We start from the raw sequence: 19,049 nt of genomic DNA on the forward strand, positions 1-19,049 counted from the left end.
CCGCGTCCCGCCGCGGCTTCCTTACGGGACGTCGAACGTCTTGCGGCTGCCCGCCCCGATCACCTCGATCCCCTTGGTGCCGAGGATGCCGTCCAGCGGCAGCGACACCGAGTACGGCGCGGTCGCGGGCAGCCCGATGCCGCGCACCCGGCCGACGACCTCGATGCCCCAGTACTCGGGCTGGCGCACGTACACCAGCGGCGACAGCTCGACCTGCATGGTGAGGTACGGCTTGGTGCCGTTGACGACCAGGATGAACGTGTTCGGCACGATCCCCGGCACCACCCGCGCCTCTTCGAAGTCGATCAGCCGCACGGACTGCGACGTGGGCAGTTCGGCGAAGTTCTCCGACATGGCGGAGCCCCCTTGCGTGAGAGATGGATGAACCCCCGTTGGTTATCGAAACTCTCACGCCCGTCCCGCCCGGGCAACGACTGCGGGCGGCGCGGGGCGGGTCAGGCGGCGTGGAGGTAGATCTGGCCGAAGACCTCCGACAGGTTCTTCAGGTCGGTGGCGAGGTCCACCTCGGGGGTGGCCGGGTCGTAGACGGTGGCGAGGCGGGCGCGGACCGAGCCGAGCTTCTTGAGCTGGTCCCAGGCGGGGCTCGCGGCCCACTTCTCGCCGTAGGCGCGGGTGACCTGGCCCTGGGCGTTCTGCCAGCGCGTCCACAGGGTGACGGTCTCGGCGGCGTCCTCCTGGAGCGGGGCGGCGACGCGGTCGGTGAGCGCCTTGGTGGCCTGCTCGGCGGTGAGCGCGCTGGTGATCGTGGAGTCCTCGACGGCGACCTGGGCGAGGGCGTCCCAGGCCCGGCCGCGGATCTGGATGGACTGGTTGCGCTGCGCCTCGGCGGCGTCGATCTTCCAGGTGGCGTACTCGGTGCCGAGGAGCGCGTTGTCGAGGGCGAGCTGGTCCACGTAGCCCTTGGTCAGCCAGGCGCCGACGCGGTCGGGGTCGAGCAGCGGGTACTTCTTGGCGATCTCGCTCTTGCAGGCCTCGTTCGCGCCGCAGCCGAGCACCGGCGCCAGCGTGTGCACCGACAGCTTGCGGCCGGGGACGACCTGGCGCAGGGCCGTGGCGGCCGCGGCGACGAACGCGTCGATCTCCTCGGCGGTGCCGAACGTGCGGTTGTAGCCGAGCTGCGAGGTGAAGCGGACGCCGACGACGCCGGGCTGCGCGGCGGCCAGCGCGGCGACCTTCCTGACGCCCTCGTCGAGGGTGCCGGCCCGGTAGTCGTCGGCCAGCTCGGTCTCGATCCACAGGCGGGTGCCCGCCGGGGCGGCGGTGGCGGCCTGGCCGGCGGCGCTCTGCTTGGCGGCGGCCTTGTCGGCGGCGCTGACCTCGCTGCCGTCGGTGTAGCACTGCTCGCCGTTCTGGCACTCGGGGGTGCCGCCGTCCTCGGCTCCCTCGACGTCCGGGTCGCCGGGGTCGTGCGCCTCGCCGTCGCCGCCGCTGTCGCCGTCCACGGCGCACGTGTTGGCGGGGTCGGTGCAGTCGAGGCGGATGGTGCCCTGCGGGCCGGAGTCGACCATGTTCTGGCCGTCGTTGTCCAGCCAGAACCTCGCGATGTCCGCGGCCTCCTCGGGGGTGGCCATCCAGGTGCAGACGACGTACGCGGGGGTGTCGTCGGACAGCAGGTCGTTGCAGCTCCGCGGGTCGTCCTCGGACCAGGCCGGGACGCCGATCCCCAGGAACGAGAGGGCGATTCCGAGGACGAGGAGCTGTCGCAGCCGCTGTCGCATGGCACCTGACTTCCTGGGGGTGATCGTGACCATATGCACCATATCTGGACGATCAATGACGTTCAATGAGATCGATCGCCACCGCCGCGCCGTTCTCCGCCCGCAGCAGCCGTCCCAGGCGGGCCGCCCGCTCGCGGTGCTCCGGCCCGGCCCGCAGCCGTCCGGCCAGCTCACGCCTGCCGAGCCGGCGCACCGGCAGCGGCGGCGGGCCGGCCCCGAGCGCCGCCACCCGGCGTCCCCAGAAGGGCTGGTCGGAGAAGAAGGGGCAGACGACGCCGGGCACGCCCGCCGCGAGCGCCGTCCCGGTGGTCCCGGCCCCGCCGTGGTGCACGACCGCCGCCATGCGCGGGAACAGCAGGTCGTGCGCCACCTCGCCGACCGGCAGCAGGTCGTCGGCCGCGGCGACCGGCAGCCCCTGGACGACGCCGCGCAGCCCGGCCAGCCGCAGCGCGGCGACGACCTCCTCGGCCACCCGTTCCGGGCACGGCATGCTGCCGAACCCCACGAACACGGGCGGCGGCCCGGCCGCCAGGAAGTCCTTCAGCTCCCCGGGGACGTCCCGGCCGGGCAGCCGCCAGTAGCCGGTGAGGTGCACGTACCCGGGCCAGTCGCGGGGCCGCGGCACCACCAGCGGGCTGACCCCGCACAGGACCGGCACCCGCGCCCGCCGGTCGGCCGCGAACGGGCTGCCCCGCAGCGGGCCGAGCCCCAGCACCCCGGCGCGCAGCCGGTTCATCAGGCCGCGGAGCACCAGCAGCCCGGCGCGCTCGACCAGCGCGTAGGAGGCCCGGTTGCCGAGCCGGCCGAGCGTCGCGACCGGCACGAGCGGGTTGGGGAACGCGCCGGTCGGCTCGCTCGGCTGGAACTGCAGGATCCGGTACGGGACGCCGTGCCGCTCGCGCAGGTGCCGGCCGAACGCGCCGAGCGCGGGGGCGAGCACCAGGTCCGCGCCCGCGCAGGCGGCGTCCACCTCGGCGACCAGCTCGGCGGCCAGCGGCTCGACGACCGTCCGCAGGCCGCGGACGAAGCCGAGCGGGCCGCCGCCGAGCCACGCCCGGCCCTCCTCGCTGTCGAGGACGGCCGCCGGGTCCACGCTCAGCGGGACGAAGCGCACCCCGTGGCGACCGGCCGGCGGGACGTGGGCCGCGACGGCCGGCGGGGCGGGGCGGGCCGCGGCGGCCGGCGGGGCGGCGGCGACGGCGGCGGCCGGCGGCGCGGGGCGGGCCGCGGCGATCAGCGGGGCGTAGCGGGCCGCGGCGGCCAGCGTGGGCTCGTGGCCGCGCCGGGCCAGCTCCAGGGCCAGCGCGGCGCACGGCTGCGTGTCCCCGCGCGAGCCCAGCGCCAGGATCAGCACCCTCATCCCAGCGTCCTGACCGCGATCAGCGCGCCGGCCAGCACCAGCCCGGCCGCCGCGAGCAGCCCGGCGGCGTATCCCGTGGCGAAGCTCCCGGCCGCGTGCACGACGGCCCCGACGGCGGCGATCCCGAACAGCCCGGAGACCTCCCTGCTGACCGAGAACACCCCGCCCGCGACGCCCGCCCGCGACTCCGGGACCGCGCCCAGCACGGCCGAGCCGAGCGGCATCGTGAGCGCCGAGCCGATCCCGATCGCGCACACGGCGGGCAGCAGCCGCCCCCAGCCGTCGCCCGCCTCCAGCGTCGCCGCGACCGCCATGCCGGCCGCGACCAGCACCAGCCCGGCCGCCACCGTCCGGCCCGCGCCGATCCGCCGCTCCAGCAGCGGGGCCAGCGGCGTGACCAGCACCACGAGCAGCGCGAGCGGCACGAACGCGAGCCCCGACGCGGTCGGCGTGAACCCCAGCACCCCTTGCAGGAACAGCGCCGTGTAGAAGAACACGCCGTTCACGCCGAGCCCCCAGAGCACCTGCGCCGCCACCCCGCCCGCGAACGCCCGCACCGCGAACAGCCGCAGGTCCACCATCGGATCGGCGGCCCGCCGCGCCACCACCGCGAAGGCCGTCCCGCTGCCCGCGCAGACGGCCAGCGCGCCGGCGACCGCCGGAGAGCCGTAGCCGTGCTCGCCGCCCTGGACGAGCGCGAACGTCCCCGACGCCAGGAACGCCACGGACGCCAGCACCCCCGGCACGTCGAGCGAGCGCGCGACCGGCCGCGACGCGGGCACCGACGCGGCGGCGAGCGCCACGACGGCGGCCCCCAGCGGCACGTTCACCAGGAACACCCAGCTCCAGTGGAGATGCTGGCTCAGGTAGCCGCCGACGACCGGCCCGAGCGCCAGCGCGCCCGCCCCCGACGCCATCCAGACCGCCACCCCCATGGACCGCGTGCGCTCCTCCTGCCCGGCCAGCACGGCGAGCGTCGCGGGCAGCACCAGCGCCGCCCCGGCCCCCTGGACGAGGCGGGCGGCCACCAGCGCGCCGATCGCGCCCGCCAGCCCGGCCGCCAGCGAGGCCGCGGTGAACAGGGCCAGGCCGGTCAGCAGGGTCCTGCGGTGACCCCACACGTCGGCCAGCCGGCCGCCGGCCGGCATGAGGCCGGCGAACGTCAGCAGGTAGCCGGTGGCCACCCACTCCAGGGCGGCCAGGCTCGCGCCCAGGTCGCGCTGGATGCTGGGGAGCGCGACGGTGACGACGGTGTTGTCCAGGGTGGTCAGGAACCCGGCCAGGCCGACGGCCGCCAGCAGCCACCGGCCGGTCGCCGCCGTGGCCGGGCCGGTCACGGCGGCGCTCACCGGTCGGCCTCCGCCCACGTCCAGCCGGTCCCGTCGGGGGTGGCCCGGACGACGCGGTCGCGTTCCTCGATGATGCGCACCCAGCGCGACGACCCGGGCGCGGGCAGGGCCGGGGCGGGCGGCGCCGCACGGAGGGTGGCCGGTGCGGGCGGCGCCGGGAGGGGCGCCGCAGGGAGAGGGGCCGCCGGGAGAGGGGCCGCCGGGAGAGGGGCCGCCGGGAGAGGAGCCGCGGGGATCGCGGCGGGGGCCTCGCGGAGTTCGACCCGCCGGTGCAGGGCCCGCAGCGGCCCGGGCAGCCACCAGTTGGCCCCGCCCATGAGCCGCATCGTGGCCGGCACCAGCAGCGCCCGCACCAGCGTCGCGTCCACCACGATCGCCACGAACAGCCCTGCCCCGAGCAGCTTCACGATCGTGATCCCGGCGGTCGAGAAGGCCCCGATCACGACCAGCAGCAGCAGCGCCGCGCTGGTGATGACGCCGCCCGTCTGCTGCAGCCCGGCGGCCACGGCGGCGGTGTTGTCCCCGGTCCGCAGCCACTCCGCGCGCACCCGCGACAGCAGGAACAGCTCGTAGTCCATCGACAGCCCGAACACCACGGCCAGGATCAGCACGGTCACGGTCGCCTCGATCGTCCCGGTCGAGGTGAAGCGCAGCACCCCGGCCAGGTGCCCTTCCTGGAACGCCCACACGATCACCCCGAACGACGCCCCGATGGACAGCACGTTCATCAGCAGCGCCTTGACCGGCAGCACCACCGACCCGAAGGCGGCGAACAGCAGCACCCCGGTCACCGACCCCACCACCAGGGCCATCCACGGCAGCCGCGCCGTGAGGCTGTCCATGAGGTCCATCTGGGCGGCGGTGGGCCCGCCGACCACCACGCGCCGCACGTTCGGCTCGGGCGGGGACAACGTCCTGATGGCGGTGACCAGGTGTCGCGCCTCCGCCGACATGGGGTCCACGTCGTAGCGGACGGCGAGCCGCACGGCCCCGCCGTCCTGCGACAGCCCGGCGACGTCCACGCCGGTGACGTGCGGCAGCTCGCGCAGCCGGTCGGCGAGCGGTTCGGCGTCGCCGGGCGTGACGGGGGTGACGGCGCTGATCGGGGTGTGCCCCTGGCCGAGCGGCCCCGGCCGGGCGGGCGGCTCGGTGAAGGAGCGCTCGACGAGCACGTGCACGTCGATCGCGGCCATGGAGTTGCGCCCAAAGTCCCGGTCCACGGCCTCGGCCACCCTGCGGCTCTCGGAGGCGGCGGGCAGCACGCGGTGGTCCACGTTGCCGAACTCGACGTGCAGGAACGGCGTGGCGAGCGCCACGAGCACGGCGGCCACGGCGACCAGGTAGAGCACGGGCCGGCGCATGACGCTGGAGGCGACGGCGTGCCACACGCCGCCGTCGCGGCCGCCGTAACCCAGGTCGGGGGTGAGGCGGAGGGCGTTGACCCGCCGCCCGAGTATGCCGAGCACGGCGGGCAGCACGACGAGCGCCGCGCCCATCGCGACCAGCACCACCGCCGCCGCGCCGAGCCCGATCGAGCGCAGGAACATCTGCGGGAACAGCAGCAGGCCGAGCAGCGCGGTCGCCACGGTCAGCCCGGAGAAGGCGACGGTGCGCCCGGCGGTGGCCATGGTCCGCACCACGGCCCGCTCGCTGGACGCCCCGGCCGCGATCTCCTCCCTGAACGCCTTGAGCACGAACAACGAGTAGTCCACGGCCAGCCCGAGCCCGAGCATGGTGACGACGTTGAGCGAGAACACCGACACCTCGGTGACCTCGGTGAGCAGCCGCAGCAGCACCAGCGCGCCGAGCACCGCGAACGCCCCCACCAGCAGCGGCAGCCCGGCCGCCACCAGGCTGCCGAACACCACGACCAGCAGCACCAGCAGCACCGGCATGGAGATGGCCTCGGCGCGGGCGAGGTCGGCGGCGGTCTGGTCGTTCAGCTCCTTCAGCAGCGGCACCGGCCCGCCGACCGAGACCTGGAGGTTCTTGACCCGCCGCAGCCGGCCGGCGACCGCGGCGTAGGCGGCCTGCTTGTCGCCCTTGAGGGTGACCAGCGCGTACGTCGAGCGCCCGTCCCGCGACACCATGAGCTTCGACCCGGTCGTCCAGTACGTCGCCAGCGACCGCACGTACCTGGCGGGCAGCGCCCGCAGCGAGTCGTGCACCGCCTTGCGGTAGCGCGGGTCGCGGGCCTGCACGGCGGGGTGCCGGTAGAGGACGACGACGTCGGGGGCGTGCGCGCCGTACCAGTCGTCGCTCCAGCGGGCGGCGGTGGTGGAGTCGGCGCGCGGGTCCTCGAAGCCGCCGTCGGCCATCCGCCCGAACAGCTCCAGCCCGAGCGGCGCGACGGCGAGGGCCGCCGCCAGGCTCAGCACCAGCAGCGTCCATCTGCCGCGGTAGACCAGGCGGCCCGCGCGCTCAAACAAGGGCGCCCTCCAGGTACGCCCGCCGGCAGGCGCTCCTGGCGAGCTTGCCGCTGGAGGTGCGGGGCACGGTGCCGGCCTCGGTCAGCACGAAGTCGTGCACCGCGAGGTCGTGGCCGGTCCTGACGGCGGCGCGGACCGCCCGCGCGACCTCGTCCCGGCCGGCGGCCTGGCCGCGCCGCGACCGCTCGGCCACCACGACCAGCCGTTCGGTGTCCGGTCCCGGCACCGCGAAGGCGGCCACCCGGTCGCGCCGCACCGCCTCGTGCGCCTCCTGGACCGTGGCCTCGATGTCCTGCGGGTAGTGGTTGCGGCCGTCCACGATGACGAGGTCCTTGACGCGGCCGGTGACGTACAGGCGGCCGTCGTGCCGCACGCCGAGGTCGCCGGTGCGCAGCCAGCCGTCCGGGCCGAAGACCTCGGCGCTGCGGGCCGGGTCGCGCCAGTAGCCGCGGGCCACGTTCGGGCCCTGGACCCAGATCTCGCCCACGTGCCCGTCGGGCAGGTCGCCCGCGTCGCCGACGATCCTGACCCGCTGGCCGTGCGGCCGGCCGCAGGAGACGAGGTGGCTGGCCGGGCCCGCCGTCCAGGGCACGGCGCGGCCGTCGTTGAGCGCGTCGCGGGAGAAGGCGGTCACCACGGGCCGCTCGTCGCGGGCGGTCGCGGCGACGAACACGGTGGCCTCGGCCAGCCCGTACGCGGGCGTGTGCGCCTCGGGCCGCAGCCCGCACCCGGCGAAGGCGGCGTCGAAGGCGGCGAACGCGCCGGGCCGGACCGGCTCGGCCCCGTTGAGCATGACCCGCACCCCGGACAGGTCGAGCCCGTCCTTGTCCTCGGGGCGGACGCGGGCGGCGGTGTACTCGTAGGCGAAGTTGGGCGCGCCGGTGTAGGCGTCGGCCTCCTCCGACAGCAGCCGCAGCCACCGCACCGGGCTCATGACGAACGCCACCGGGTCCATGAACAGCGCCCGGTTCGCCCCCATGATGGGCATGGCGACGGTGGCGACCAGCCCCATGTCGTGGAAGAGCGGCAGCCACAGTACCGCCGCCGAGGTGCGCGGCCGGGCGCGGAAGACCTCCCAGAGCTGGGCGGCGTTGGCGGTGAGGTTGCCGTGGGTGATCTCGACCCCGGCGGGGGCGCGGGTGGAGCCGGAGGTGTACTGCAGGTAGGCGAGGTCGCCCGGCTCGACCGGCTCGCCCTCCCAGTCGTCGGCGAGCAGGCCGGAGACGGTGTCCACGGCGACGACGGGGACGGGGACGGGGACGGGGTTCCCGTCGAGGAAGGCGGTGACGGCGGGCCTGGCGGCGGTGGTGGTCAGCACGACGGCGGGCGCGGCGTCGGCGAAGGCCCGCGCCAGCCGTTCGCCGTGGCCGGGCAGGCCGGGCGCGAACAGCGGGACCGCGACCAGCCGGGCGTACATCGCGCCGAGCACCGCGCTCACGTACTCCAGGCCGCTGGGCGCGAGGACCGCGACGCGGTCGCCGGGGCCGGCCAGCTCGCGCAGCCGCACCGCGAGCGCCCTGGCCCGGAGGTCGGCCTGCGCCCAGGTGAGCGTGTGCCGGGAGCCGTCCCCGAGATAGTCCACGAACGTGTACGCGGGCGCGTCCGGGACCTCCCGCGCCCATCGCGCCACCCGCGTGATCAACGTGTCGTCAGGCATGCCCGCGTCCCCTTCACCGTCGCCGGAGGGACCTAGCAAGTTACGGGAGAAGGGGGCCGCGATTCTTGCCAAACCCCTGCATATTCCGCACCCGGTCTTTTTTATCGGGTGACAAGACAGGCGACCGGATGGCAGGCTTTGACCGTTTTGTAGGGGGGTTACCGTTGCACAGTTACGCACGCGATCTCGGGCTGCTCCGGGACCGCCGCTTCGCGCTGCTGCTGTCCGGGCGGACGTTGTCCGTGCTCGGCGCGGCGTTCGCACCGGTGGCCCTGGCGTTCGGCGTCCTCGACCTGCCGGGCGCGACCGCGTCCACGCTGTCGGTGGTGATGACCGCGGCGTCGCTGCCGATGATCGTGTTCACGCTGGTGGGCGGCGTGATCGCGGACCGGCTGCCGCGGCAGCGGGTGATGACGGCCGGCGAGTCCCTGGCCGCCGCCGGGTACCTCGCGCTCGGGGTCATGATGCTGGCCGGCTGGACGCCGATGCCCGCGCTCCTGGTCGCGGCGGCGCTCACCGGCGTCGCCACGGCGCTCGCGCTGCCCGCGCTGACCGGGATCATCCCCGACGTCGTGCCGCCCGACCGGCTCCAGTCCGGCAACGCGCTGCTCGGCCTCGGCGCGAACACCTCCCGCGTGGCCGGGGCGGTGCTGGGCGGCGGCACGGTGGTGCTGTTCGGCAGCGGGTGGGCGCTGGTGGTCAGCGGGGCGATGTTCGCCACGGCCGGCGTGCTCATCGCGCTGCTGCGCATGGACGAGGACGACCGGCCGCCCGGCGAGCGGCACTCGGTGCTGAAGGACCTGCGGGACGGCTGGCGGGAGTTCCGCAGCCGCCAGTGGCTCTGGGTGGTGGTCGCGCAGTTCTCGTTGCTGATCATGGCGTTCGAGGCGGGGCACGGGGTGCTCGGGCCGCTGCTGGCCGAGGAGCGGCTGGGCGGGCCGGCGGCCTGGTCGGCGTTCCTGGCGGGCGAGGCGGTCGGGATGTTCGTCGGGGTGCTGGTGTCGATCCGGGTCCGGCCGGCCCGGCCGATCCTGGTCGGGGTGCTGCTGTGCCTGCCGCCCGCGCTGCCGTACCTGCTGCTCGGGGCCGACGCGCCGCTGTGGGCGATCGTGGCCGGGTCGTTCGTGCTCGGGGTGTGCTTCGACGTGTTCGGGGTGCTCTGGCAGACCACCATGCAGCGGGAGGTGCCGGCCGAGGCGCTGTCGCGGGTCAGCTCGTACGACATGCTCGGGTCGCTGATGTTCGGCCCGATCGGGCTGCTGCTGGCCGGGCCGGCGGCGCAGCGGTTCGGCGCGGAGGCGTCGCTGCTGGGCTGCGCCGTCATCATCGTGGTCAGCACGCTGGCCGCGCTGCTCGCCCCCGGCGTGCGCAACCTGCGCGCCCCGGCCCCGGCCGCGCCCAGGGAGGCTCAGGCCGAGGCGTAGTAGGCGTTGGCCCGGGGCTGGAACATCAGCGTCACCGCCCCCAGCACGGCCGTCACGTGCAGGGCGCGGCTGGCGGCGAAGGCCCAGTCCCAGGCCGACCAGGCGGCCGTCGCCGCCGCCACGTCGCCGCCGGCCAGCAGCCACTGCAGCGGCTCCAGCACCATCGACAGCGTGCCGAACACGCCGAGGGCGACGGCGAGCGTCCAGCGCGCCCAGTTGCGGCCGTGCCGCAGCCGCAGCGCCAGGAACACCGCGCCGGTGAAGATCGCCAGCCGGAACAGCACCTGCGGCAGCAGGCCGCCGGGCGCGGCCCCCTCCAGCAACTCCCTGGTGACGACCAGGACGGTTTCGAACGCGCCGAACGCGACCGCGGCCAGCCAGAGCAGGGCGGCGGTGTGCACGACGGGCGGCGGGTCGAGCCTGCGGCTCTCGGTGAGAATGTCCATGCCGAGAGTGTGCGCCGCGGCGAACGCCCTGGTCATGCCCGCGGTCCCCCGAGCCGTGGTGGGGCGCGCCCTACCCCTCACACGACGATCAGCCGGACCACCACGCCCGCGCAGTTGCCCGCCACGCAGATGCGCACCGGCACCTCCGAGATGCCCGCCGCCCTCGGCACGCCGCCCACGTGACCGTCGGGGCCGATGCTCACGCCCTCGGGCAGCTTGGCGTAGTCGGTGACGGTGAAGGTGGGGACGACGCCGGGCGGGCCGCCGTTGACGCCGATCTCGCCGTCCAGCGGGGCGCCGGCCCGGCCGGGGAAGGTCAGCTCGCGCGGCTCCCACGGGACGTTGCCCAGCACCACGAGCGTGACCTGCTCCTCGCGGCACGCGGGGCCGGTGCAGAGCCGGACCGGGGCGACGTAGGTGCCGAGGCGCTCGGGCTTGCCGTACAGCCGGCCGCCCTGGTCGACCCTGACGCCGACGGCGAGGTAGCCGGGCCGGAAGGCGACGCCCTTGGCGGTGGGCAGGAGCTGCTGGGCCACCTCGATGCCCTGGGTGAGGTAGAAGGTGTTCTCGACCAGGACGCCCTCGGGGCTGTGGATGGGGGTGCGGCCGGCCATGAGCGCGAGCGGCGCGCCGGGAGTGGTGCCAGGGGTGGTGCCAGGAGTGGTGATGGACGGCACGGCTGCGGTCAGCCCGCACATGGCCAGCCCGGCGAGCAGGAAAACCCACCTTTGCCGCATCTTTACCCCCCGGCTCTTCTATCCCCCTACGTACCCCCGTAGGAGCACAGCGTCACTAGATAATCGTTCGCATGGCCGCTGAATCCGCTCAGACCCTGGAACGTGGGCTGCGTCTGCTCCGCCTGCTCGCCGACGGCGGCGCCGGGCGGACGCCGACCGAGCTGGCGGCCCAGCTGGAGCTGAGCAGGCCGGTGGTGTACCGGCTGCTGACGACGCTGATGAACGAGGGTTTCGTGCGCCGCGACGCCGAGGGCCGGGTGCACCTGGGCTTCGGCGTGCTGGTGCTGGCCCAGGCCGTGCAGCCGCTGCTGCGGGCGGCGGCGGTGCCGACGTTGCGGCGGCTGGCCGAGGAGGTGGGGGCGACCGCGCACCTGACGGTGGCCGAGGGCGACGACGGGCTGGCCGTGGCCGTGGTGGAGCCGTCCTGGACGGACATGCACGTGGCCTACCGGGAGGGCTCGCGGCATCCGCTGGCGCTGGGCGCGGCGGGGCGGGCGATCCTCGCGCTGCGCGAGGGGCGGGGCGACTACTTCGTCACGGAGGGGCAGTTGCAGGAGGGAGCCCGGGGGGTGGCGGCACCGGTCACCGGGCTGCCGTGGCTGGAGGCGTCGGTGGGGGTGGTGACGTTCGGACCGCTGGGCGAGGGGGCGGGGCCGCGGGTGGTGGCCGCCGCCGCCGAGCTGTCGGCCGCCCTGGGTTGACATCTTCCCACCCATGGCGGACGGTATTCGCACATAGAGGACACCTACGTCCGATAGTCGGACGGGCATGGAGGGGCCGGATGCCGTACTACCGGGTCGTCGGAGAGGTGCCGCGCAAGCGGCACGTGCAGTTCAGAAAGCCGGACGGCGGCCTCTACGCCGAGGAGCTGATGGGCGAGGAGGGCTTCTCGTCCGACTCCTCGCTGCTCTACCACCGCCATCTGCCGACCGCCATCGTCAAGGCCGAGGCCGTCGAGCCGGTCACCGGCGCACGGCTGGAGCCCAACCTGCCGCTGTCGCCGCGCCACTTCCGCACGCAGGAGCTGTCCGGCGCGGGCGACCTGGTCGGCGGGCGCCTGCTGCTGGCGGGCAACGGCGACGTCCGATTGTCGTACGCCACCAGCGACCGCCCGAGCGAGCTGTACCGCAACTCCATGGGCGACGAGTGCGTCTACGTGCAGCGCGGCCGGGTGCGCTTCGAGTCCACCTACGGCGCGATCGAGGCCGGCGAGGGCGACTACGTCGTCATCCCGACCGGCACCATCCACCGCTGGGTGCCGGACGGCCAGGTCAACGTGCTCGCCATCGAGGCCGCCGGGCACATCAGGCCGCCCAGGCGCTACCTGTCGCAGTACGGCCAGTTCCTGGAGCACGCCCCCTACTGCGAGCGCGACCTGCGCGCCCCCGCCGAGCCGCTGCTCGCCGAGGGCGAGGAGGTGCCGGTGCTGGTGCGCACCCGCGGCGGGCTGACCCGGCTGGTCTACCGCCACCACCCGTTCGACGTGGTGGGCTGGGACGGCTACCTGTACCCGTACGCGTTCAACATCAACGACTTCGAGCCGGTCGTGAAGAAGACGCACGCGCCGCCGCCGGTGCACCAGACGTTCGAGGGGCCGGGGTTCGTGGTGTGCTCGTTCTGCCCGCGGCCGCTGGACTACCACCCGGAGGCCGTGCCGATCCCCTACAACCACCACAACGTGGACTCCGACGAGTTCATGTTCTACGTGGGCGGCGACTACTCGGCGCGCAAGGGCTCCGGCATCGACGTCGGCTCGGTCTCGCTGCACCCGGCCGGGTTCACCCACGGGCCGCAGCCCGGCGCGGTCGAGGCGGTCATCGACGCGGTGGCCAAGGGCGTCACGACCACCAGCGAGCTGGCCGTCATGGTCGACACCTTCCGCCCGCTCGACCTCGGCCCGGCCGCCCTGGCCTGCGAGGACCCCGGCTACGCCTGGACGTGGGCCCGGTGACCGGCACCCTGTACGTCGCGCTGGTGGACGACGCGGGGCTGTTCCCGCCCACGTCCCTGCACATGGACGAGGCGCTCGCCCGCAACCGGCGCGACGCGGAGAGCGGCGACCCGGTGCTGACGCACCGCTTCCTGTGCCCGGCCAGCCGGCTGGAGCGGCTGCGCGGCCAGGAGCACCGGCCGCGCCGCCTCGGCGTCATCCTCGACACCGAGCGGCTGCCGGACCTCGGCGGCCTGCCGGTCGACCTGGTCGAGACGCCGCTGCCGCCGGACGAGACAGTCGAGGCGCTGGCCGAGCGGCTGGCGCTGCCCGCGGGCGTGCGGCTGTTCACCGAGGTCAAGCCCGGCAGGATGGCCGTCGAGGTGCCCGACGGGGTGGGGCTCAAGGTGCGCTGCGGCGGGGCCTCGGCCGAGGATTTCCCGCCGGTCGAGCACCTGGCGCAGTTCATCCGGTTCTGCGTGGAGCGCGACGTGCCGTTCAAGGCGACGGCCGGGCTGCACCACGCGGTGCGGCACTTCGACCCCTCGCTCGGCGTGGACCGGCACGGGTTCCTCAACCTGCTGCTGGCCGTCTGCGAGGCCGTCGAGGGCCGCGACCCGGCGCACGTGCTGCGCACGACCGACGTGGGGCACCTGGTACGGATGGCGCGGGCCGTGCCGGAGGAGACCGCCAAGCGGGCGCGGCGGCTGCTGGTGAGCTACGGCTCCTGCAGCACGCACACGCCCGTGGAGGACCTGCGCGCGCTCGGACTGATCGAGGAGGAACGGTGAGCTGGGGGATCGGGAACCTGCCCTACGGGGTCTTCTCCTGCCCGGGGCAGGCGCCCCGCGTCGGGGTGCGCTACGGCGACAGGGTGCTCGACCTCACCGCCGCGCTGCACGACGAGGTGTTCGCCGCGCCGTCGCTCAACCCGTTCATGGCGAGGGGGCGCGCGGCCTGGCGCGACACCCGGGCGCTGATCCAGGAGAAGCTGACCAGCGACCTGTCCGTGGTGGAGGCGCACCTCGTCCCGCTCGACCAGGTCGAGCTGCACCTGCCGTTCGAGGTGGCCGACTACGTCGACTTCTACTGCTCGCTGGAGCACGCGAGCAACGTCGGCCGCATGTTCCGGCCGGACGCCGAGCCGCTGATGCCCAACTGGCGGCACCTGCCGGTCGGCTACCACGGCAGGGCCGGCACGGTCGTGGTGTCGGGGACCCCGGTGCGGCGGCCGCAGGGGCAGCTCGGCGCGGGAGAGTTCGGGCCGTGCCGGAAGCTGGACGTGGAGGCCGAGCTGGGGTTCGTGGTCGGCGTGCCGACCGAGCTGGGCACGTCCGCCGGGGCGTTCGAGGACCACGTGTTCGGGGTGACGCTGGTCAACGACTGGAGCGCGCGTGACGTCCAGTCGTGGGAGTACCGGCCGCTCGGGCCGTTCCTGGCCAAGTCGTTCGCCACGTCGGTCTCGCCGTGGGTGACGCCGCTGGAGGCGCTGCCGCGCGTCCCGGGGCGGGCGCAGGACCCGGAGCCGCTGCCGTACCTGCGGCGCAAGGCGGACTGGGGGCTCGACATCGCCGTCGAGATCCTGCTGAACGGCGAGGTGGTCTCCCGGCCGCCGTACGCGTCCATGTACTGGACGCCGGACCAGATGCTCGCGCACCTGACCGTGAACGGGGCCGCGCTGCGCACCGGCGACCTGTTCGCCAGCGGCACCGTCTCCGGGCCGGAGCGCGGCGAGCGGGGCTCGCTCATCGAGCTGACCTGGAACGGCACCGACCCGATCAAGCTCGGCAACGGTGAGACGCGCACGTTCCTGGAGGACGGCGACACCGTGACGATCAGGGCCACCGCCGGCGAGGTGACGTTGGGGGAGGTTTCCGGAACTGTCGTATAGGTGACTCAACGTGCTCGACCGCTGACGGGCCGCTACCCTGGGAGGCACCCCTTCCCTCGGACAGCAGGAGTTCCCTCTCATGCGGCGTGCCGCGATGCTTCGTGTCGCCTTCCTCCTGGTGTGCCTGGTCTGCGCGGTGTGCGGCTGCGGCCCGGTCACCGCGGAGACCCCGGCCACGCCGCCGGTCGTGCAGATCGCGCCGGCCCTCGACAGCACCCGCGCCCGGCCCGACCGCGGGCTGGTGATCAGGGCGTCGGGCGGCACGCTGAGCAAGGTGGCGGCGTACGCGGGGGCCGACCCGGTGCCCGGCCGACTCGACGCCGACCGCCGCATCTGGCGCTCCGACTGGACGCTCAGACCCGGCACCGAGTACACCGTGACCGCCACGGCCACCGGCGCGAGCGGCCCCGCCACGGTCACCATGGGCCGCTTCCGCACCCGCCCGGCCGAGCAGGCCCTCGGCCTCGCCGCCCGCACGCCCCTGCCGGGCGAGACCGTCGGGGTGGGCATGCCGGTCGTCCTCGACTTCGACCGGCCCGTCGAGGACAAGGCGGCCGTGGAGCGGGCGCTGGAGGTGCGCGCCGCCCACCCCGCCGACGGCGCCTGGCGGTGGGTGAGCGACACCCGCGCCGTCTACCGCACCCGGCGCTACTGGGCGCCCCGGCAGCGGGTCACCGTCACCGCGCACCTGGCCGGGGTGCGCGCGGCGAGCGGCGTGTACGGGGCCGCCGACTCCACCTTCGCCTTCACCGTCGGCCGCCGGCAGACCAGCGCGGTCGACACGCGTACGCACCAGATGACCGTCGAGCGCGACGGCCGGGTCGTGCAGCGCATGGCCATCAGCGCCGGCATGGCCACCACCCGCGAGTACACCACGACCAGCGGCGTGCACCTCACCATGGACAAGGGCAACCCGGTCCGCATGGTCTCCCCCGGCCGCGAGGAGGGCGACCCCGGCTACTACGACCTGCTCATCGACCACGCGGTCCGCGTCTCCGACAGCGGCGAGTACGTCCACGCCAAGGACAACGTGTGGGCCCAGGGCCGCGCCAACGTCAGCCACGGCTGCGTCAACGCCCGCCCCGACCAGGCCGCCTGGTTCTACGACAACTCCCTGCGCGGCGACCCCGTCACCATCACCGGCACCGACCGCCCGCTCGAATGGGACAACGGATGGGGTTTCTGGCAGCTCCCGTGGGAGAAATGGATACAGGGAAGCGCGCTCACGAAAGGCTGACGCCGCAGGTGAGTGGTGCCGGCACCGCGGGCACGGGGCTACGGTAGAAGAGGGGGGAACCACCCACGCAACGGGCCCGTTGTGCATACAGGAGGGCCGGACATGGATGAATGGGTCATCTGGGTAATCCTCGCAGTCGTCCTCGGCGTGGCGGAGCTGTTCACCTTCACCGCGGCCCTCGGGCTGCTCGGCGCGGCCGCCCTCCTCACCGCCGCGACCGCCGCCATCGGGTTGCCGGTGCCCCTGCAGTTACTCTTCTTCGCGGCCTCCTCCGCGGCCGGCCTCATGGTCGTCCGGCCGCTCGCGCTGCGGCACATCAAGCAGCCGCAGCTCCAGCGGTTCGGCGTCGAAGCCCTCGTCGGCAAGCCCGCCTACACGATCTCGGAGGTGACGGGGCGCGAGGGGCGGATACGCGTCGGGGGCGAGGAATGGTCGGCGCGCGCCTACGACGAGACGCTCGTGATTCCCGCGGGGGCCACCGTCGACATCATCGAGATCGAGGGGGCGACAGCCCTCGTGTATCCCCGGGAGTAGGCATGGATCCGCTCTTGCTGGTCGGCATCTTCGTCATCCTGTTCGCCGTCTTCACCGTGCTCAAGGCCGTGCGCATCGTGCCGCAGGCCCGGGCCCGCAACGTCGAGCGGCTCGGCCGCTACCACCGCACGCTCAAGCCCGGGCTCAACTTCGTCATCCCGTACATCGACCGGGTCTATCCCATGATCGACCTGCGGGAGCAGGTCGTGTCCTTCCGCCCGCAGCCCGTCATCACCGAGGACAACCTGGTCGTCGAGATCGACACCGTGCTCTACTTCCAGGTCACCGACCCGCGGGCGGCGGCGTACGAGATCGCCAACTACATCCAGGCCGTCGAGCAGCTCACCGTCACCACGCTGCGCAACGTGGTCGGCTCGATGGACCTGGAGAAGACCCTGACCTCCCGCGACACCATCAACAGCCAGCTCCGCGGCGTGCTCGACGAGGCCACCGGCAAGTGGGGCATCCGGGTCAACCGGGTCGAGATCAAGGCCATCGACCCGCCCAAGACCATCAAGGACGCCATGGAGAAGCAGATGCGGGCCGAGCGCGACAAGCGGGCCGCCATCCTCACCGCCGAGGGCCAGCGCCAGTCGCAGATCCTCACCGCCGAGGGCGACAAGCAGAGCCGGATCCTGCGCGCCGAGGGCTCGCGGGCGGCGGCCATCCTGGAGGCCGAGGGCCAGTCGCGGGCCATCGACCAGGTCTTCCAGGCCGTGCACCGCAACGACCCCGACCCCAAGCTGCTCGCCTACCAGTACCTCCAGGTGCTGCCGCAGCTCGCGCAGGGGCAGGGCAACACGTTCTGGGTGATCCCGAGCGAGGTCACCTCGGCGCTGACCGGGGTGTCGAAGGCGTTCACCGAGGCGCTGCCGCGCTCGGCGGCGACCCGCGAGGAGGAGGCGCCGGAGAGCTCGGCGGCCGAGGAGGACGCCGCCCGCGCGGCGGAGGCCGCGGCCGAGGCCGTCGCCGACGCGCAGGAGGCCGACCCCAAGGGCCCCCGCCAGCTCACGCCGGGCCTCCAGGAGCCCTCGCCGTTCCCCGACCTGGACCGCAAGCCCACCGAGGCCGAACGCTGACCTCCGCACGATCCCGGCCCGGCCTCCTCACCCGGTCAGGGTGCGGGGGCGGGGCCCGGTTCCGTCTGGCCGTTGTCGAAGTAGGCGACCAGCCCGGGGTCGAGCGGCGGCACGTCGTACGGCATGCCGCCGTCGCGCAGCGACATGGTGGCCATGTAGCCGGCCGCCACGCTCATCCGCGCGGCCACCGGTGAGGTGTCCGTCGCCCCGCCGTCCCGGGCGAACCTGCAGAACTCGGCCACGATCTCGGCGTCCGCGCCGCCGTGCGAGCCCTGCGCCTGCGGCACCTTGTACGCGATGTCGCAGTCGTCCCGGTACCCGGTCGGCCCGGTGTTCCAGACCTTGACCGTGTCACCCGGCCCGTCGCCGAAGTTCTCCAGCCGCCCCTCGGTGCCGATGACGGTGTAGTTGCGCACGTAGTCGGGCGAGAAGTGGCACTGCTGGTAGGCGGCGATGACGCCGTTGTCCAGGCGCATGTTCATCACCGAGACGTCCTCGACGTCCACCACGTGGTGCAGGTCGCGGCGGGCGGTGGGCGGCCACTCGTACTCGCGCAGCCAGCTCTCCGGGCGCGGCGTGCCGGGGGCGCGGCGCGGCAGGTCGCCGTAGAGCATGAGGTCGCCGAGGGCGTTGACCCGGGTCGTGTAGCCGCCGGCCAGCCAGTGCACGACGTCGAGGTCGTGCGCGGCCTTCTGCAGCAGCAGGCCGGTGGTGCGGGTGCGGTCGGCGTGCCAGTCCTTGAAGTAGTAGTCGCCGCCGTAGGAGACGAAGTGCCGCACCCAGACGGTCTTCGGCTCGCCGATGACGCCCTTGCGGATGATGTCGCGCATCAGCCGGACCACGCCCATGTGGCGCATGTTGTGGCCGACGTACAGGCGGGTGCCGGTGCGGCGGGCGGCGCGCAGCACGGCGTCGCAGCCCTCGACCGTGATCGCCATCGGCTTCTCCAGGTAGACGGCTTTGCCGGCCTCCAGGCAGTCGACGGCGATGCGCTCGTGGGTGTCGTCGGGGGTGTTGACGATGACGGCGTCGAGGTCGGGGCGGTCGAGCAGCTCGCGGTAGTCCTCGGCGAAGAGCTCGGCGCCCTCGAACAGCGCGGACTGCTTCTTGAGCACCCCGGGGTCGGAGTCGCAGAGCGCGGCCACGACCGACCCCCGGCCGGGGCGGTGCGCGTGCAGCGCGAGACTCGTCCGCAGGCCGAGGCCGATGACTCCGATGCGCAGGTCTTTCACAAACG

17 protein-coding genes are annotated in these 19,049 nt (G+C 74.2%); 8 read left to right on the forward strand and 9 right to left on the reverse strand.

The genetic code is table 11. The features are described from left to right. Positions 1-21: 21 nt before the first annotated feature. The 6 genes from MF672_RS06875 to MF672_RS06900 form a co-directional block, all read right to left on the reverse strand. Positions 22-354, reverse strand: a complete 333-nt coding sequence (locus MF672_RS06875; protein WP_242382688.1) for a hypothetical protein — start codon at positions 352-354, stop codon at positions 22-24. Positions 355-455: 101 nt separating this feature from the next. Next, the gene (locus MF672_RS06880) at positions 456-1,739 is read right to left on the reverse strand and encodes a hypothetical protein (RefSeq protein WP_242382686.1); all 1,284 of its coding nucleotides are present in this window, start codon (positions 1,737-1,739) and stop codon (positions 456-458) included. A 52-nt stretch (positions 1,740-1,791) separates the two neighbouring features. Then, positions 1,792-3,099, reverse strand: a complete 1,308-nt coding sequence (locus MF672_RS06885; RefSeq protein WP_247815193.1) for a glycosyltransferase — start codon at positions 3,097-3,099, stop codon at positions 1,792-1,794. After that, entirely contained in the window at positions 3,096-4,448 is a 1,353-nt protein-coding gene (locus MF672_RS06890; RefSeq protein WP_242377839.1) for an MFS transporter, read from the reverse strand. Before MF672_RS06890 ends, MF672_RS06885 begins: the two co-directional genes overlap by 4 nt. Beyond that, a complete protein-coding gene (locus tag MF672_RS06895) occupies positions 4,445-6,877 on the reverse strand; it encodes an MMPL family transporter (RefSeq protein ID WP_247815194.1) in 2,433 nt (810 codons plus the stop codon). Before MF672_RS06895 ends, MF672_RS06890 begins: the two co-directional genes overlap by 4 nt. Next, complete coding sequence (locus MF672_RS06900; protein WP_242377835.1) at positions 6,870-8,534, reverse strand: fatty acyl-AMP ligase; 1,665 nt, start codon at positions 8,532-8,534, stop codon at positions 6,870-6,872. The genes MF672_RS06895 and MF672_RS06900 overlap by 8 nt, the downstream gene beginning before the upstream one ends. Positions 8,535-8,698: 164 nt before the next feature. Between MF672_RS06900 and MF672_RS06905 the strand changes: the two genes are divergently transcribed. Next, on the forward strand, positions 8,699-9,958 hold the full coding sequence (locus tag MF672_RS06905) for an MFS transporter (protein WP_242377833.1): 1,260 nt from the start codon (positions 8,699-8,701) through the stop codon (positions 9,956-9,958). Here MF672_RS06905 and MF672_RS06910 read toward each other — a convergent pair. Continuing rightward, complete coding sequence (locus MF672_RS06910) at positions 9,943-10,404, reverse strand: hypothetical protein (RefSeq protein ID WP_242377831.1); 462 nt, start codon at positions 10,402-10,404, stop codon at positions 9,943-9,945. The two genes, MF672_RS06905 and MF672_RS06910, sit on opposite strands and share 16 nt — an antisense overlap. 77 nt (positions 10,405-10,481) lie before the next feature. After that, a complete protein-coding gene (locus MF672_RS06915) occupies positions 10,482-11,141 on the reverse strand; it encodes a hypothetical protein (protein ID WP_242377829.1) in 660 nt (219 codons plus the stop codon). A 71-nt stretch (positions 11,142-11,212) separates the two neighbouring features. Here MF672_RS06915 and MF672_RS06920 point away from each other — a divergent pair, with 71 nt between their 5' ends. The 7 genes from MF672_RS06920 to MF672_RS06950 all read left to right on the forward strand — a co-directional run bounded on the left by MF672_RS06920 (position 11,213) and on the right by MF672_RS06950 (position 17,812). Continuing rightward, positions 11,213-11,842, forward strand: a complete 630-nt coding sequence (locus MF672_RS06920) for an IclR family transcriptional regulator (protein ID WP_242377827.1) — start codon at positions 11,213-11,215, stop codon at positions 11,840-11,842. Between the two features lie 80 nt (positions 11,843-11,922). Next, on the forward strand, positions 11,923-13,092 hold the full coding sequence (locus MF672_RS06925; RefSeq protein WP_242377825.1) for a homogentisate 1,2-dioxygenase: 1,170 nt from the start codon (positions 11,923-11,925) through the stop codon (positions 13,090-13,092). Then, positions 13,089-13,862, forward strand: coding sequence for a hypothetical protein (locus MF672_RS06930; protein ID WP_242377823.1), 774 nt, complete (start codon positions 13,089-13,091; stop codon positions 13,860-13,862). The genes MF672_RS06925 and MF672_RS06930 overlap by 4 nt, the downstream gene beginning before the upstream one ends. Continuing rightward, positions 13,859-14,962 carry a fumarylacetoacetase gene (fahA, locus tag MF672_RS06935; protein WP_242377820.1) on the forward strand — a complete coding sequence of 368 codons (1,104 nt, stop codon included), beginning with the start codon at positions 13,859-13,861 and terminating at the stop codon, positions 14,960-14,962. Before MF672_RS06930 ends, fahA begins: the two co-directional genes overlap by 4 nt. Positions 14,963-15,056: 94 nt before the next feature. Next, positions 15,057-16,199, forward strand: a complete 1,143-nt coding sequence (locus MF672_RS06940) for a L,D-transpeptidase (protein WP_242377818.1) — start codon at positions 15,057-15,059, stop codon at positions 16,197-16,199. A gap of 102 nt (positions 16,200-16,301) precedes the next feature. Beyond that, the gene (locus MF672_RS06945; protein ID WP_242377816.1) at positions 16,302-16,733 is read left to right on the forward strand and encodes an NfeD family protein; all 432 of its coding nucleotides are present in this window, start codon (positions 16,302-16,304) and stop codon (positions 16,731-16,733) included. 2 nt (positions 16,734-16,735) lie between these two features. Next, positions 16,736-17,812 (forward strand): SPFH domain-containing protein, encoded by a 1,077-nt coding sequence (locus MF672_RS06950; RefSeq protein WP_242377814.1) that lies wholly within the window; start codon positions 16,736-16,738, stop codon positions 17,810-17,812. A 35-nt stretch (positions 17,813-17,847) separates the two neighbouring features. Here MF672_RS06950 and MF672_RS06955 read toward each other — a convergent pair whose 3' ends face one another. Continuing rightward, positions 17,848-19,044, reverse strand: coding sequence for a Gfo/Idh/MocA family protein (locus MF672_RS06955; protein ID WP_242377811.1), 1,197 nt, complete (start codon positions 19,042-19,044; stop codon positions 17,848-17,850). Positions 19,045-19,049: the final 5 nt, after the last annotated feature.

This window comes from Actinomadura luzonensis, assembly GCF_022664455.2.
Classification (GTDB): domain Bacteria; phylum Actinomycetota; class Actinomycetes; order Streptosporangiales; family Streptosporangiaceae; genus Nonomuraea; species Nonomuraea luzonensis.

What these genes read in the sequence shown, in the direction of transcription:
- MF672_RS06875 (WP_242382688.1), bottom strand. Translation starts at nt 354, where the DNA reads ATGTCGGAGAACTTCGCCGAACTGCCCACGTCGCAGTCCGTGCGGCTG.
- MF672_RS06880 (WP_242382686.1), bottom strand. Translation starts at nt 1,739, where the DNA reads ATGCGACAGCGGCTGCGACAGCTCCTCGTCCTCGGAATCGCCCTCTCG.
- MF672_RS06885 (WP_247815193.1), bottom strand. Translation starts at nt 3,099, where the DNA reads ATGAGGGTGCTGATCCTGGCGCTGGGCTCGCGCGGGGACACGCAGCCG.
- MF672_RS06900 (WP_242377835.1), bottom strand. Translation starts at nt 8,534, where the DNA reads ATGCCTGACGACACGTTGATCACGCGGGTGGCGCGATGGGCGCGGGAG.
- MF672_RS06910 (WP_242377831.1), bottom strand. Translation starts at nt 10,404, where the DNA reads ATGGACATTCTCACCGAGAGCCGCAGGCTCGACCCGCCGCCCGTCGTG.
- MF672_RS06915 (WP_242377829.1), bottom strand. Translation starts at nt 11,141, where the DNA reads ATGCGGCAAAGGTGGGTTTTCCTGCTCGCCGGGCTGGCCATGTGCGGG.
- MF672_RS06920 (WP_242377827.1), top strand. Translation starts at nt 11,213, where the DNA reads ATGGCCGCTGAATCCGCTCAGACCCTGGAACGTGGGCTGCGTCTGCTC.
- MF672_RS06925 (WP_242377825.1), top strand. Translation starts at nt 11,923, where the DNA reads ATGCCGTACTACCGGGTCGTCGGAGAGGTGCCGCGCAAGCGGCACGTG.
- MF672_RS06940 (WP_242377818.1), top strand. Translation starts at nt 15,057, where the DNA reads ATGCTTCGTGTCGCCTTCCTCCTGGTGTGCCTGGTCTGCGCGGTGTGC.
- MF672_RS06945 (WP_242377816.1), top strand. Translation starts at nt 16,302, where the DNA reads ATGGATGAATGGGTCATCTGGGTAATCCTCGCAGTCGTCCTCGGCGTG.
- MF672_RS06950 (WP_242377814.1), top strand. Translation starts at nt 16,736, where the DNA reads ATGGATCCGCTCTTGCTGGTCGGCATCTTCGTCATCCTGTTCGCCGTC.